Origin of the sequence: Clostridioides sp. ES-S-0001-03 (genome assembly GCF_020676075.1) — a bacterium.
Classification (GTDB): Bacteria; Bacillota; Clostridia; order Peptostreptococcales; family Peptostreptococcaceae; genus Clostridioides.
Window position 1 is genome coordinate 377,129 of the sequence record NZ_JACVWJ010000002.1, and the last position, 16,417, is coordinate 393,545.

A 16,417-nucleotide genomic window follows, 5' to 3' on the forward strand; every position below is an offset into this window, starting at 1 on the left:
ATTATGATATGATATTTATGATAAAAGTTTAATGGTAAATATATGAAATTAAGTCAATAACATTTATTTAAATAATTTCAACCATATTCATAATACCAGTAATTGGCGAAATTTACAATATGTAAATAATGTTAAGTTTTTATTTATCAAATTTAAAATTAAGTATTAGTATACTTTCTAATTAGCCTATTAGCCTTGGATTGAGAAATTTCAAGTTGTCTAGCTACTTTATAAGAACTACCAAATTTCTCATAAGCATCCAAAATTACATTTTTTTCATACTCCATAATCAAGGTGTCAAAGTTTTTGTTTTTATAATCAATATGTAGAGAATTATCTACATTGGTTGTGTATGTTGGAGGGTTATTTCCATAACTTACAATATTTACATTTTTAGTGAGTATACTTGGTAAATCGTCTGTTGTTATATGATTATCTCTACAAGTAAGTAAGATTTTTTGAATTATATTCTGTAACTCTCTTATATTACCTGGAAATCTGTAGTTTGCAATAATACTTATAGCTTCTTTTGAAATTGTCTTGTTTAGATTAAAGTCACTTGAATATCTATTAAAATAATATTTTATAATCTCTACTAAATTATCCTTTCTTTCTCTAAGTGGAGGGAGTTTTATTTCTATAACATTTAATCTATAATATAAATCTTCTCTAAATTTTTTTTCTTTTACTTTAGAAATTAAGTCAGCATTTGTAGCGGATATAATTCTTATGTCAACTTTTTTATTTTTTAAACTTCCGACTGGAGTAAAAGTCCTATCTTGTATCAATTGTAAAAATTTTGCTTGTAGATTTTGTGGTATATCACCTATTTCATCTAAAAAAAGAGTTCCTCCGTTAGCCAATTCTACAAGACCAACTTTACCTTTGGTACTTGCACCTGTAAAAGCACCTGAAGTATATCCAAAAAGTTCAGATTCAAGTAGTTGTGGAGATATGGTTGCACAGTTTATAGTTATAAATGGACCACTTGACCTGTTGCTATTGTGATGTATATATCTAGCAAGTGAACTCTTTCCTGTTCCAGATTCTCCTAATAATAGTACACTTACATCAGTTTTAGAAACATGGTTGACTGTATTCATAATAGGTCTCATAACTATGCCATCCATAATTACTGTATCTTCAATCCTAAGAGCGGTTCTATATAGTGTTTCCACTTCAGATTTGTATTTTTTTACTTGTTTTTTTGTATCTTCAAGTTTATTTTTTATATTATTAAGTTCGGTTATATCTCTACAATTTTCAACAGTGAATTCTAGCTCACCATTTTCATCAAATACAGGACTTGCAGTTATAATAAGTTTTTTTCCTGTTTGAGTATCTTGTTCAAGTGAAAATTTAGACTTTGTTCTCAATACTACTGGTATGGGGCTTTTTGTTGAATATCCAGATTCTTCTAAGAAAGAAACATTTTTTCCTAAAATATCTTCTTTTTTTAGACCATAATTTTCTTCAAATGCCTTATTACAATATATTATTATACCTTTATCATCAGATGCACATATTTCGTCATGAGAAGCCTCTAATATTTTTTTATAAAACTCTAAATCTAAATCCATTTTCCCTATTGTCCCCCTAAATTTTTAATGATATATTAAAATATATTTAATTTATTAAATATAATTAAAAGTATAATCTTTATATAATACATAAACTTCAGTCTATTTTAACTTTGAATAAGTTATATATAACTTATTTTACAATTAAAGCGAGTCTAAATCAACTTAAAATATACTTGAAATAACTATAGAAAAGTTGAAAAACTAGTAATATTGTTGCAAATTCTAAGTTTTTAGTGTCGATATAAATAAAATAAAAGTGGCATGGTTTTTGCTTGATAAAAATGATGTGTATTGACTAAATAATAGTAGAGGGGTATTTAAGATGGGAGAAAAAAGTAAAGGGTATGTATTTATAGCAACAGCAGGAATCTTATGGGCTACACTTGGGTTGTTTGGAAAGTTTCTGATGGGAAGTGGATTGACATCAGAACAAGTAGCATTTACAAGATTATTTTTTGGATTTATAGTTTTAGGTGTTTATTCAGCTATAAGAACACCACATATTTTGAAAATAAACAAAAGAGGAATTATTTATTCAGTAATAATAGGAATTATATGTCAAGCTATGTTTAATTTATGTTACTTTAAAGCTATTGATACTGTAGGTGTATCTGTAGCAGCAGTTTTATTGTATACATCGCCATTGTTTTTAGCTGTATTTTCAAAATTTTTTTATAAAGAGAGTATTACTAGAAGTAAAATATTTTCGCTGATTTTTTGCTTTATTGGAGCTATTATGGCAGTAACTGGTGGAAGTTTAAATTTTCAAAACTTAAGTACTATGGGATTATTGCTTGGAATATTATCTGCAATAGCGTATGCACTTATGCCAACTATTAGTAAGAATGCCTTAAAAGAATTTTCAAGTTCAACAATATTAGTTTACAGCTTTTTATTTGGAGCGATATTTATGATTCCTTCTGCTAGACCATGGGAAATATTAACCTATGCTAAAGATTTAAATATTTTATCTTGTATGTTGATGTTGGGGGTTGTTCCAGCGGCACTTGCATATATTTTTTATGCAGCAGGTATATCTAAAGGTGTAGAGTTATCTGTTGCAGGTGTTGTAGCATCAGTAGAATTAGTTGGCTCTGTTATAATTGGATGCACTATGCTAGGAGAAAGTTTTTCTATAGGAAAGCTGTTTGGAGTGATGTTAATGTTGATATCAGCTGTAATAGCACTTAATCTTTCTTATGATGGAATAAAAATGTTCTATAAGTCTAATAAATTAAAACAAACTGAGAAAACAGAAAGTATTTAAGAGTATGTATTTTGTCCTTATATATTTATATAGGGGTATTTTTCATTGTAATTTTTAATATGAAATTTGCTTTGGAAACAATAAAATAACTATAGATAGATTTATGTTTATATAAAGCTATCTATAGCTATTATGTTATCTTTAATCATTTATTTAACCTTGAATAAATTTACACCCCTGATAGGAGTTTCGAGATTTTAATGTATCATCAATTTGATTTAAAATCTCCCATTTTTTTAAACTCCATAAAGGTCCAACCAGTTCATCTCTTTTACCATCACCAGTAAGTCTATGAATTATCATAGTTTCAGGTAATATTTCTAGTTGGTCACAAACAAGATTAATGTATTCATCTTGGCTCATAAGAGTTAACATCCCATTTTGAAGCATTTTCTCCATAGGAGTATCTTTTATAACATGTAATAGATGTATTTTTATACCATCCACATTCATTTTGCCGACTGCCTTAGCAGTTTCCATCATCATATTATAATCTTCACCAGGTAGACCATTTATAATGTGTACAACTACTTTTATATTTTTAGCCTTTAATTTTTCAACACCTTCAACAAATGTTTTATAATCATGTCCTCTATTTATAATTTTAGATGTAGAATCATGAATTGTCTGAAGTCCAAGTTCAACCCATAGATTAGTTCTTTTATTAAGTTCAGATAGATAATCAACTACATCATCTGGTAAACAGTCAGGTCTTGTTGAGATTGAAAGGCCTATAACATCATCAAGAGATAGTATAGTTTCATATTTATCTTTTAAAACCTCAAGAGGTGCATAAGTATTTGTATAAGCTTGAAAGTAGCCAATATATTTAGCATGAGGCCATTTTTTTAACATCATTTCTCTTATATTATAAAATTGATTAATAAGATTATCCTTAGGATTTCCAGCAAAGTCGCCTGAACCTTCTTTACTGCAATAAGTACAACCACCATAGCCAATACTTCCGTCAATATTTGGGCAAGTAAATCCTGCATTTATTGATACTTTAAAGACTTTTTCTCCAAATGTATTTCTAAGGTAGTAATTCCAAGTATGATATCTTTTATTATCAAAAGCATATTTAAATTTATCCAAAGTAATCACCTATTTCTAATAAAATTGTACATTAAATTTGTACAAAAAACATATTACCACAAATAGGTGACTTAAACAAATTCTATTTTAAGTAATGAAGAATAAAGCAACAAAATAATTAATACTTTCTAGATTTGTTTCCAGAAAAAAATAGAGCAAGTCCAAATAATATTATAAAAAATGACATTATTGAGACTATAAATCTAGATAAAAATAGTGGTGACAATATAAGGCATATACCAAATAAAGTTTTAACTATATTCCAAGTTGTAAACTTAGAATATGGATTATTTTTACTATTTACAAACACTACGAGTTGATTAAAAATTAAATAAAAGCCCAAAAGTAATGAGAAAATACTCTGTATTTTTTGAGGAAATATAAAAAGTAGTATACATGTAATTATTAGAATCCATTGAACATTGGTAGATGGTTTAATTTCTTCTTTAGTAGCATATCTTTTTAACTCATTAATGTTTTTAAGATTTAAATATGCAAAGAATAAAAGTGCAACTCCAAAAGTCCAAGAAATTAATTTTATACCTAGAGTCTTAAACGTAAGGCACAAGAATCCTAATATAACAAGTAACACTCCCATTATCATAAATTTAGTAGCATTTTCCTTTTTATTAAAGTTATCAAAATTGATATTAAAATTTGTATACATAAAATCACCTCCAAAATCAATAGAACAATTATAACAGAAATTTATACTCAAATAAAGCCACATAGTATAAAAATAAAACTCTAGTTAGTAATTAATTAATAGGTTGTATCATAAACTCTTATTAATAGAATTATATAGGAGGAGGTTTGTCCATGACAAAATTATGGGCAATAATATTTGCATTATTGGCGGGTGGGTCTACTGCTCTTGAAGCTTTTATAAATGGAGAATTAGGTAAGAGTACAACAGCATTGGTTGCCACCTTTATAAGTTTGACTGTAGGAGCAATATTTTTTCTTGCAAGTATAATAGTTGCTGGAGATTTAAAATGTTTAGTATCTTTAAATGGTTTTAATTATAAGTTATTGCTAGGAGGAGTATTTGGAGGGCTAATAATATATTTTACAGTAAAAGCAATTCCAAACTTAGGGGTATCAAATACACTTATATTAACACTTGTATCTCAAGTTCTAATCGGTTTTTTTATTGATAGTGTGATTTTGGGACAAGAAACAATGCATTTATACAAATACATAGGGGTTATACTTTTAATTTTAGGTACATTCTTTATAGTAAACTAATGATTTAAAATACTATATAATTTGCTATATAACTTAAAAATTTGGTATAATTAGGATAGTAAGTAAAGTTAAAAGAAAGAGGTGTTAGGAATGGCTGATGAAAAATTTGTAATGTCATTTAGTGGTGGTAAAGATAGTATATTAGCATTAAATAGAATGTTGGAAAAAGGATATAAGCCTGTGGCACTCTTGACAACTATAAGTGAAGAACATGGAAAATCATGGACTCATAACTTAGAGCATAAGATGCTTAAACAAGTAAGTGATAGTATTGGACTACCTTTGTTAGTTGCTGAATGTGGAGTAGAAGGGTATGAAGAGAGTTTTGAGAGAGCTTTAATAAAAGCTAAAAACATGGGAGCAACAATATGTGCATATGGAGATATAGATATAGAAAGTCACAAAAAGTGGGACTCTGACAGATGTGATGCAGTTGGTATGAAGGTAGAACTACCATTGTGGCAAGAAAGTAGAGAGGAATTGGTATATGAATTTATAGATAGTGGATTTTGTAGTGTCATAACAAAAGTAAACTTAAAGCATTTAGGAGAGGAATTTCTAGGAAAAAAATTAACCAGAGAACTTGTGAAAAAGATAAAAGAAACAGGCTCAGACCCATGTGGAGAGCATGGAGAATATCATACATTTGTAGTAGATGGGCCAGTATTTAGAACTCCTGTAGAATATGAAGTAAAAGGAAATGTAATAAAAGATGGTTATGGTTATTTAGAAATAAAATAAGTACATAAATAAAATACCTATTATACAATCTTAATGTATGCAAAGTATTGATGTTTGCAAGATTGTATAATAGGTATTCTGTATTTTATATATTATTATTGCTACTTTTGTTTAAGCTATTTTTTTTAGACTAGAATCTAATGTAGAAAAATTCTTCTTTAAGAAAATTATTGATGCAATAAGGCATATAAATTCAGAAACAATAGTAGTCATCCATATTCCTTGACCACCAAACATTAGTATCATTACAATTAAACTTAGAGAGACGATTATAAGACCTCTACCAAGAGATATAACTGTAGAAATTGATGGTTTTTCTACTGAAACAAAGAATCCTGAAATTATTACATTAAATCCAACTAATAAGAATGATATAGAGAATATTTTAAATACACGAACTCCTTCATTGAATAATATAGTCTCTTCTGGGTGAATAAACAGAGAAACTATTGGTTCTGAAAAAGTCATACAGATTGCAAATACAGCTATTGAAGCTATTATTGTAGCTTTTACACCCATCTTCAATAATTTCTTTACATTATCTATGTTTCCTGCACCATAATAAAAACTAGTAAGTGGTTGCATACCCTGAGTGATACCCATCATAGTCATAAGAACCAATGTGTTTATATAGTTTATAACACTATAATAAATAAGCGCATTTTCTCCTATATATTTAGTAAGACTCAAGTTAAAAAGTAAAACAACTATACCGCAGCTTAATTCAGTAGTTGAATCAGGGAAACCTATAAAGAGAATTTTTCTAAGTGTCTTAAAATTAACCTTAAATTTAGAAAAATTCAAAGTTGAGTTTTTTCTAAAAAAGTGTATTAAGAAAAAAACAGTAGAAAAAACTTGAGACAAACCAGTCGCAATACCAGCACCCTTTACACCCCATCCAAACTCTATTACAAATAAATAATCTAGTATGATGTTTGTAAGGGCTGATATTATAACACCAACAGTAGCCAATATTGGGAATCCATCAGTTTTTATTATAACTTCTAAAGAATAGGAAACTATAAAGAAACCATTAAAAAATATTATTATTCCTAGGTAGTCTTTAACCATACCAATTGTAGATTCTGTGGCACCTAAAAATAATGCCAATCTATCTAAGTTAAAAAAGGTTACTGCCAATATAATTAATGATAGTATAATTATTGATACTAAATTAAATGAAAAAACTTCATTTGCAGATTTGATATCTTTTTTTCCTAGATAAATTGCGATTATAGTAGATGCACCAGTTGAAAATAACAAAGAAACCGCAAATATAAAATTAATAAAAGGCATAGATATATTAACAGCAGCTAAGGCTAATTCTCCAACTCCTTTACTTACAAATATTCCATCAACCATTGTATATAATGAGAAAACCCACATTGCAACTACAGATGGAGCTAAGTATTTAAAAAACCTTTTGCCCAAACTTATGTTTTCGTCTATAGATATTTTTGTATCCATTTATTATCACTCCTTGTAAAGCTATTATAAAAATTATGAAACTATTAATTAATAATTTTATTTATTACTAATATAGATGATAAACTATAGTATAGTACCAATGTCAACAGCAAATAGTAAATAATTATAAATTTTATTAAACAATAGTGATTTTAAATGTTTTATAAGTAAATTGTATTATCTATATTACTGACATTTAACTGACAAATAGAAAAAAAGTATTTTAACTGACCATCTAAGTGATACAGCTTTACCAAAATGCAATCCAAGAGTTAGCATCAGAAAAATTGGTATACCTATAAGGATATTTTTCTATTTTTCTAATAACAATTGTGCTTCTTGTTTTGTATAAAACTTAGAATTTGAATTATTTATTTTGCTTGGAGTTGCACCAATATTATCGGATATATTTTAAATGATTCAAAGCCTACAGCAATGTTAATTGAAAGTTTTTTCTGTGACAATAAAGAAGATTATTAGAGAACTAAAAAACTTGGATATGAAAGTATGGCCAAGTTAATTGTAGAAGGTATATTAAATAAGAGTATTGTAAATAATGATGTGAAGCAAATGTATAAACAATTGTTTATAGTGGTGATGATAAAGTATCAGCAGACATTTTAGGACTATATTACAAGAGAGTAAAAGAAAGTTATCTAGTTACAGATATAGAAGCCTATAAGCCACATTAAACACAAAATCTGTATGTAATTGGTGGAGTAACTTGCAATAAAATAAAAGAAATGAGTAAGATTATAGGAAAAAAATTCACTCAGATATATGACAATGATGTGTGGTCTACAATGGATAAGGCTAGAGAGTTTGTAAAAGCTAAATTATAGATTTAATATTTTATTATAAATAATTATGAAAAATATGGAAAATATGTTTAATATGATTTTGATTAAGGTATAAATTTAATAAATAGAATGATAAGGGGTGGATAAGATGTTAATAAATGATAAGAGTTTTTATCCAAATAATATTTATCCAGCGATAGACTTTCTCAAGATAAAAAGACAATTAAAATCAATATACAAGAATGATTTATCAGATTGTGGAAGCATATGTATAATAGAAAGAAAAGAATATTCTATAAGTATAAATAGCATCGGTGAGATAAATATATATTATGATTTAGAACATGAAAATAAGATACAAAGTATAATTGACGAGATTGAGCAGTTATTTAAGTCTCAAGTTGAAAATTTTAGTATATCAAAACTTAAGAATTGATGGTTAGAAGGTAGCAACTAGAGTTATTTGTTACCTTCTTTTTATATATTTTCTTTCTATAAATTTTTTATTTTCCATGTCATCCAACATTTGTAATGAAGTCATGCAATATATCTGGTATTCTTTAAACTCTATTGATTTTTTATTTGCTTTACCTAGAATAAGAATAAAGAAAATCAAGATAAAACTTTCAATGATAATAAAGTATATTTTTAATTTACTAATTATAATTACAAAGAAGGTTGTTAAAAATGCTACATACAAAGTAATATAAAATGAGGTTACAGGGTTATTTTTAGATTTCAAGGATGACTTAATTCTAGCCTTTTCTTATATTTTCAATAGAGTTCATTTCTTTCATATTATTATAAAATTTAAAACTATAATCATAATATTTTCTATATCAATTATTTCCTCTTTATGAATTTTTTCAATTCATCCATATTATATATCTCATTATTAGATTTAGGCATATTAAAAATCCTTCCTTAGTCCATCTACATTCTGTAAATAATATACTTTAATTTATAGCATATTTAAGAGTTTATATCAGCAATTTGTTGAACGATTTTATATAAAAATAGAGTTAGTTAACAAAAACAGGATGAAATCATACAATATTAGACTAAGCAAAAGGTGATAGAGTAATCATATCACCTTCTTTTGATTATCACTTATATTAGCATTTTATTATAAATAATTTATACAGTTATATATTTCTTTCTGACTAGATAATAGGATACTATTGTTATAATAGATACTAATATTAATGCTATTATTGCAACATCTAATTTTCTTATGAATAAACCTATAACTATGTACTCAAGTCCTATTACATAACGATAAAGTACTTCCAACTTAACAATTCTTTTTTTATCTATATTTCCATACATTGATTCTAATTTATTAAAATATTTTTCACTACAAAAAATAATTTTATATTTAATTAAGTATATTATTGTAGTTAATATTATAATTCCTATTCCAATAAATATAAGATAGGTATTCCAAAAGTTCATATAGTATATCTCCTTTACATAATAATTTTTATATGTTTTGCTTATATTCTTTTGTAAATAGAAATGGAACATAAAAAATTAAAATAAGTATGGATATTTCTAATATATCAGAATAAGTAATAGTTGAACAATAGGTAATACTAGAACCTGATATAAGAAAAGATGTATTATTTAAAGCGTGGATTATAGCACAAAACCATACATTTTTAGTCTTCATGTATACATATCCTAAAAATATTGAAATTCCAAATATATATATTGAGCGAGTTATTAAGCCTAATACTGGTGTTTCGGGTGTATATAATGTAAATATTAGAGGTAAATGCCACAAACTCCAACACATACTTAGTGCTAGAATACCAATTTTTTTACCAAATCTATCAAAAAATATATCTTGCAAAAATCCTCTCCAACCATATTCTTCACCAAAAAAAGGGTATATATATAAGAATAACATCATAGAAGAGAATATATAATTAAAAATACCTTCATAGTTAGGTTGATTTCCTTGTATTATTAGGCTAAGTGATTCTGGAATAATTTTGGAAAACATGAAATAAAAAATTAATAAACAACCTACTTTAATATTTTTTATGGGAGACAAATCTTTTATACTGTCAGAATAAAGAATAATAGATAAACTACTTATAATAACCAATATAGTATTTAATGATTGAAATTGCTGATTATTTATTAAGTTTAATAATTCAATAATAAGTAAAAATAAGTAAATTAGAAAAAATAATATTATTAATGAATAAAATTTATATTTATCATTAGTCATTCCTTCTGTATAAAATTTTGCGATTGCAACTGAGGATAAGGGCAATATCATCATAAATAATCCAAAATTTTCTGGGTCAATAAACTTATTGAAATATAATAGAAAACCTAATAAATAAGTTAAACCAAAAGTTATAGAAAAAAATATTATAATCTGTATTTTATTTCTTTTTTCCTCGTTTTCAATATATTTTGGGTTTAATAAATCAATCCATTTTTCTTTTAACTTCAATAGAAAAACCTCCTTTAAGATATGACTTTTTTTAAATAATCACAAAATTATATTAGATTTAATTTTCCTAATCAAAGTATAGCAGTAGTATAAGTATAAAGAGTGTCTAAAAAATTACAAATACAAATTGATTTAATTTCAAATATAATATAATAAAAATAAATTAATAAAATTTTATTTAGAAGGGCTAATTTTTATGGAAATAAAAAAGATAGATAGTAATTATATAGAACATTTACTTAATAAATTAATCAATGAAGATAGCATAAATGAAAATATTTTATCCAATTTACTTGAAGTGGAAGTAGAAAAATTAAAAAATTATAAAAAGTATGAAAAAGAGTTAACAATAGATTTAGATACTTGAGTAAATGGGTAAACTTAGCACTACAACTTGAATATACTATAAATGTTGATTAAGATTCTAGATTTAGAGGTATTTTAAGTTTATTAATTGATTTAAAGTAGCGACTTCCTGAAATATCAAGTTTTTTGACATTTGGAAAAATCGCATTTCCATCTTTTGATGCCAAGAAAAAACTGTCAGTAAAAGGGGGATATTCTTTAAATTTTTTGTTTTCATAGTATTTTTATTCTTTAAGCATATGAAAGATGTTTTAAATAATTTCAGTATATCATCGAGATGACTTATAAACAATAACACAAATTAAAAATACATCTTATTAAATTGACAAATATTTTAACTTATACTATTGATTATAAAATTAGAAACTTATATATAACGAAATGTTTTTATACAAAAATATTTCGTTATATATAAAATATGTATAAGATTAAAAGATAGTATAAAAATCAGTAAAGAGGTCTATATGTTAACCTCAGAAAGTTTAATATATAAGTAGTAGTTAGAGGATTGGAGCATATAGTAAAGAAGTTGAATTATTAAAAATTATATTGATTGTAATAATTTAACTTGGGAAGAATTTACTGTTTACAGTGCTTCATTATAGCATTTATAAAAGTATATGTCTTATAAATTATATTTATATTAATATGGAATATGTTAAATAAATATATTATTCACATATTCTGTAACAATTTTTACCACTTGCTTTTGCTAAATACAAAGCTTCATCTGCTTTAGAAAATAAGTTTTTATATGATTTACTTGAATCTGTAGCAAAAGCAATACCAATACTTAATGTTATTTGATGATTGTTTTTTACTTTTATTTTGCTTACATCAGTTAAAATATCATTAATACTTTTTATTACAAAATCCTTTGTCAACGATTTCATAAATATCATAAACTCATCTCCGCCAATACGAGCAACTATATCCTTATCATCTGCATTTTGCATTAATATTTTTGAAACAGCAACTAAAACTTCATTTCCTTCCAAATGTCCAAAAGAATCATTTACAGTTTTAAAGTCATCAATGTCAATGACCATTAAAGCTTCACTATTTTTTTGTTTAGTATTGTTAAGATACTCATCTATAAAATTTTCTGATGCTTTTTGATTATAAAGCTGTGTTAATGGATCTCGTTGAGTTTGAGCAATTAATTTTTCTAATTTAGATTTGTCTTCAGTTATATCTTTCAAAACACCAATTGTTTTGATTGGATTATAATCACCATCATAAATAACTGAACATTGAACACGAATCCATCTCCATTCATCTTTAGTTAATGATTCTAACTGTCGTATTTCAATTGTTTCACGAAGATTTCCGCGAAGTACTTCTAATAATTTACCAATATCATCAAGATGAATGCTTTTTCCATCTTTCAATATGTTAGAATAATTTTTCGTTTCAAAATTTTCTAGTTCAATTTTTCGGTCTATTTCAACTCGTTGATATATCATAAAGTTATCGTTTTCAATGTCATATTCAAACATAATATCTGTAATGTTTTGTAAAGCAATGCGATAGCGTTCTCTCTCTAACTTTAATTCAGACTCTATATTTTTTAGTTGAGTGATATCTGTAATAATGCTATTAATTTTTACGATACCATCACTATTTAAGGATTTCATTCCAGAGTCTAATACCCACATTAATGTTCCATCTTTTTTACGTATTCTATATTCAGATGAATAGGTAGTGCCTTTTGCAAAACAACGTTGGCAATCTTCTAGTGCTTTAGGTAAATCTGGTGGGTATACAGCACCTACTGCAGAGCCACCACTCATTTCAATAAACTCATCGTATGTATATCCTAATATTTTGGGTAATCCTTCATTGACATAGAAGAATGAATATGTATCATCATCATTACTTCCTTTTAATCCACCATTGATATTATTGGTAATCATTTCAATTACTTCTGTTTTTTCCTTTAGTAATCTTTGCAAATAATCATAACTTTGTGTTCCTATTTTATTAGGGAAGAATTCATCAACTTGCATTTCACTATATGGATTTGATATGTGCATATGTCTCACCAATAACTGTCCATTATTTTCAATTATTTCAAATGTACAACGCTGACACACCTCTAAAATCATTTGGTCATTTTCTTTAGTACGAATAGTATATTTTCCTACTACAATACATCTATATTTATCTTCACTTACAACTTCAAATGTTTCATTATTCATATCACAAGAAGGGACTTCATTTTGACCAGCATAAAAATAGTCTTTTATTTCATTAAAAGAAGTGAGAAACTCTTGTTCCCCTGGACCAATCCAAGTAATATCTTTTGACAGATATCTTAATACCTCATTAATATCTCGATTTACATAAAAACTCATTAAAATATGTCTTACCAATTCAGGTGCTTTTTTTGAGAGTGTGCTCATGATATTCCCCTTTCTTAATATTATATAAATTAATTATATTATACATTAATGCTTTTAAATTAGAAAACTTTGTTGAACTATGACATTTCTATGAAATAAGAAAAATTTATGCAATATTTTAAGTAAAAGTAGGTTTTTTATATAAAAACTTATTTTATCTATGTTAACTCTGATTTATAGCATCAAATGATTTTATTATAAAAACACAAATAAATCAAAAATAGTTACTCTAAATAGCCTAGTGCCTTAAATTTAAATTAATTTTATTGCATTATATATTAACTTATAGCACATAGTGGGAATTTTATCATCAATTTGTCGAACGATTGTTATTAATTATACATAAATTGGAATTTTAATTTAATAAATCTATAACAGTATTTGTAATTTATTTATAGTTGAGACAGTTAAAATTAAATATCTATTAAATTTTTTATTTTATCAACATCGATATACATACCTTGTGCAATAGATCTTCCATCAATTGCAGAAAGATTACATTGTTTATACATAACTGTAACAATCTGACCATTACGTTTTATAAATCTGTATAAAAAAGGATTAATATTATTTGTGTCAATCATTTCTAAACTTTTTTTATAAACAAAATCTAAATCATCTGGATGAACAATTGCTCTTAAGTTGCCACTCATTTCACCAAAAAATTGTTCTTTTGTATAACCTATAATATCAAACATTTCCTCATTCATATATGTAATAATCATATCACCAAGTAAATCATAGCGAATGATACCTACAGGTAGCATTGAATAAAATTGTGATAAAGTACTACTTTCATCGAGATGAGTGTTTGTCATTTTAGGTATTGAATATGATTCAAATTCATTTATATAACCAGCAGTTTTAATTAAATCTAAATGTATTTTTGTTAAGATTAATTTATTTTCTGAAATAATACAATTTGCACTAAAATAGAAATTACTATATTTTTGATAATCAGTAGTTTCATCAGATAAAACAGCTTCTCCACTAATTAGTAATGAATCTGAACCAACATCATGTGGAGTTATACTTTTATAAAGAATAGAAAATTTTTTACCTTTGATATGTTTTTCAAAGTGTTCTATCACCTCAGAAAAAGATATAAGTTCTTTTTTGTTATAAAAATCAAACCATTTAATATTTTCAATAACATTTGCTCTTAGTTTTTGCATATCTTGCATAATAAAAAATGCATCAAAGATTTTTTCTATTAAAGATTTTCCTATATCAGAATATTTGATAAACATTTTATCTGAAGTATTTTTTTTAGATAGTAACTTTTCAAATTGCTTACATTCCATAGGTTTTGCATAATAAAAACCTTGAGCAATGTCACAGTTTATGCTTTTGATAAACTCTACTTGTTGTTTTGTTTCAACACCTTCACATACTGTAAGCATACCAAGAGCTCTTGCAATATTTATTATAGAATACAAAATTGTTGTATTTTTAAAATCATTTAAGTCATGGGATAAAAATATTTTATCAATTTTTATTATATCCAAAGGGAGATTTTGCAACATACCAAAGGATGAATATCCAGAGCCAAAATCATCTATTGATACAGAAAAACCAAAAGAACGTAATTCGTTTAGTTGTTGAATAATTGTATTTGTATCTTCTATTAATATATTTTCTGTAATTTCAATGCTAAAATTTGATGTAGATATACTGTATTTCTCAGTAATATTTTTTAAAGTACTTGGAAAATTAGGGTTAAAAAAGTGAAGACGAGAAAAATTACAACAAATTGATACAAACACATCATTGTTATCAATCCATCTTCTTATATTTCTACAGTTTTCTTCAAATAAATATAAATCTAATTCTATTATAAGTCCAGAGTGTTCAAATAAAGATATAAATTTATCTGGAGTGAGAAGCCCTTTAAGAGGATGTCTCCAGCGTGCAAGTGCTTCACATCCAACTATAGTATTACTTTTTATGTTATAAAGTGGTTGGTAAAATACCTCAATTTGTTTATCCAATAAAGCATATGATATTTCTGATAAAAATTCTTTATCACTTTCTAATTTATTATAAAAATTATTATCATTAAAATCAAATGAAATGTATCTATTTTTACCTTCACTTTTAGCTTTTTTTAAAGCACTATATACTTGATTTAAAAGTATTAAAGTAGTTACATCTGATTTACCATTCCAAACTGTACTACCAATACTAAATGTAACATTAGAATAGACTTCTTTTTCATTAGGAAGTTGTATTTTTAATTCCCTAGCAGATTTTATAATAGATGTTCCCATATCATCTAATTTTTCCTTTGATATATTTGGGATAGCAATCAAAAATCCTTCTCCTTTTAAATGGCCAACTATTCCTTTAGATTCTGGAACATAATACAATAGTTTTTGAATGAGATTAATTAATAAATTTTCTCCAACTAGGTATCCGTATATATCATTGAATAATTTAAAATTATCAATATTTAATAACATAATTCCAATAGAAGTATTTTTTGAAATACAATTATCAATATATTGATATATACATTTTCTATTTGGCATTTTAGTAAAAAAATCTATTTCGTTTGAGACTTTTAATTTACAATTTCTTTTCTCTAAATCTTTAGACAATAGTTCTACTTTTTTATTTAACATTTTTATATAATCATAATTTGGCATAGCATTCCTCCATAAGATACTTTGATTTTTTGATACTAACTGTGTTTATATTAAAAATATTTAAATGTTAATTAATATTTGAACAATATACTGAAATAATATATCAATATTATTAAATTTATAAAGGTATATTTTGGAAATAAAAAATATCATATAAAAACATAATGGCATAGATGTAAATACAAAGTCAAATATATCTTTTGAAAAGCGTAGAGTCAGAAACATCATAATCAATATTATAATAGAATAATGAACAAAATATAGATATATTTAGATAGTTAACAAAATACAATTTATTTTTGAAAACTTGTTTTAGACGATTTTTTA

At 25.6% G+C, this 16,417-nt stretch carries 13 protein-coding genes; 5 read left to right on the forward strand and 8 right to left on the reverse strand.

From position 1 onward, the window contains the following. Window positions 1-158: 158 nt before the first annotated feature. Window positions 159-1,580 (reverse strand): sigma-54 interaction domain-containing protein, encoded by a 1,422-nt coding sequence (locus IC174_RS04940; RefSeq protein WP_227482287.1) that lies wholly within the window; start codon window positions 1,578-1,580, stop codon window positions 159-161. Window positions 1,581-1,905: 325 nt separating this feature from the next. Here IC174_RS04940 and IC174_RS04945 point away from each other — a divergent pair, with 325 nt between their 5' ends. Then, complete coding sequence (locus IC174_RS04945; RefSeq protein ID WP_227434318.1) at window positions 1,906-2,850, forward strand: DMT family transporter; 945 nt, start codon at window positions 1,906-1,908, stop codon at window positions 2,848-2,850. A gap of 153 nt (window positions 2,851-3,003) precedes the next feature. On the opposite strand, the gene IC174_RS04950 is transcribed toward IC174_RS04945, so the two are convergent. Together IC174_RS04950 and IC174_RS04955 are read right to left on the reverse strand one after the other, a co-directional pair. Beyond that, window positions 3,004-3,945: a TIGR01212 family radical SAM protein gene (locus tag IC174_RS04950; protein WP_227482288.1), complete on the reverse strand. Its 942-nt coding sequence runs from the start codon at window positions 3,943-3,945 to the stop codon at window positions 3,004-3,006. A gap of 118 nt (window positions 3,946-4,063) precedes the next feature. Beyond that, on the reverse strand, window positions 4,064-4,612 hold the full coding sequence (locus tag IC174_RS04955; RefSeq protein WP_227434320.1) for a DUF308 domain-containing protein: 549 nt from the start codon (window positions 4,610-4,612) through the stop codon (window positions 4,064-4,066). Window positions 4,613-4,764: 152 nt separating this feature from the next. On the opposite strand from IC174_RS04955, the gene IC174_RS04960 reads away from it, so the two are divergent. After that, window positions 4,765-5,193: a DMT family transporter gene (locus IC174_RS04960; RefSeq protein ID WP_227434321.1), complete on the forward strand. Its 429-nt coding sequence runs from the start codon at window positions 4,765-4,767 to the stop codon at window positions 5,191-5,193. Between the two features lie 90 nt (window positions 5,194-5,283). Beyond that, window positions 5,284-5,934, forward strand: coding sequence for a diphthine--ammonia ligase (locus IC174_RS04965; protein ID WP_227434322.1), 651 nt, complete (start codon window positions 5,284-5,286; stop codon window positions 5,932-5,934). A gap of 111 nt (window positions 5,935-6,045) precedes the next feature. Here IC174_RS04965 and IC174_RS04970 read toward each other — a convergent pair whose 3' ends face one another. Next, a complete protein-coding gene (locus tag IC174_RS04970; RefSeq protein WP_227434323.1) occupies window positions 6,046-7,401 on the reverse strand; it encodes an MATE family efflux transporter in 1,356 nt (451 codons plus the stop codon). Window positions 7,402-8,349: 948 nt separating this feature from the next. Here IC174_RS04970 and IC174_RS04975 point away from each other — a divergent pair. Continuing rightward, window positions 8,350-8,637, forward strand: a complete 288-nt coding sequence (locus tag IC174_RS04975) for a hypothetical protein (protein WP_227482289.1) — start codon at window positions 8,350-8,352, stop codon at window positions 8,635-8,637. A 701-nt stretch (window positions 8,638-9,338) separates the two neighbouring features. Here the strand turns inward: IC174_RS04975 and IC174_RS04980 are convergent. Together IC174_RS04980 and IC174_RS04985 are read right to left on the reverse strand one after the other, a co-directional pair. Continuing rightward, window positions 9,339-9,656 (reverse strand): hypothetical protein, encoded by a 318-nt coding sequence (locus IC174_RS04980; RefSeq protein ID WP_227482290.1) that lies wholly within the window; start codon window positions 9,654-9,656, stop codon window positions 9,339-9,341. 28 nt (window positions 9,657-9,684) lie between these two features. Then, window positions 9,685-10,671: a CPBP family intramembrane glutamic endopeptidase gene (locus IC174_RS04985; protein ID WP_227482291.1), complete on the reverse strand. Its 987-nt coding sequence runs from the start codon at window positions 10,669-10,671 to the stop codon at window positions 9,685-9,687. 196 nt (window positions 10,672-10,867) lie between these two features. Between IC174_RS04985 and IC174_RS04990 the strand changes: the two genes are divergently transcribed. Beyond that, complete coding sequence (locus tag IC174_RS04990; protein ID WP_227482292.1) at window positions 10,868-11,038, forward strand: hypothetical protein; 171 nt, start codon at window positions 10,868-10,870, stop codon at window positions 11,036-11,038. Between the two features lie 670 nt (window positions 11,039-11,708). Here IC174_RS04990 and IC174_RS04995 read toward each other — a convergent pair. Together IC174_RS04995 and IC174_RS05000 are read right to left on the reverse strand one after the other, a co-directional pair. Beyond that, window positions 11,709-13,442 carry a sensor domain-containing diguanylate cyclase gene (locus tag IC174_RS04995; protein ID WP_227482293.1) on the reverse strand — a complete coding sequence of 578 codons (1,734 nt, stop codon included), beginning with the start codon at window positions 13,440-13,442 and terminating at the stop codon, window positions 11,709-11,711. Window positions 13,443-13,855: 413 nt separating this feature from the next. After that, window positions 13,856-16,090, reverse strand: a complete 2,235-nt coding sequence (locus tag IC174_RS05000) for an EAL domain-containing protein (RefSeq protein WP_227482294.1) — start codon at window positions 16,088-16,090, stop codon at window positions 13,856-13,858. Between the last annotated feature and the right edge of the window lie 327 nt (window positions 16,091-16,417).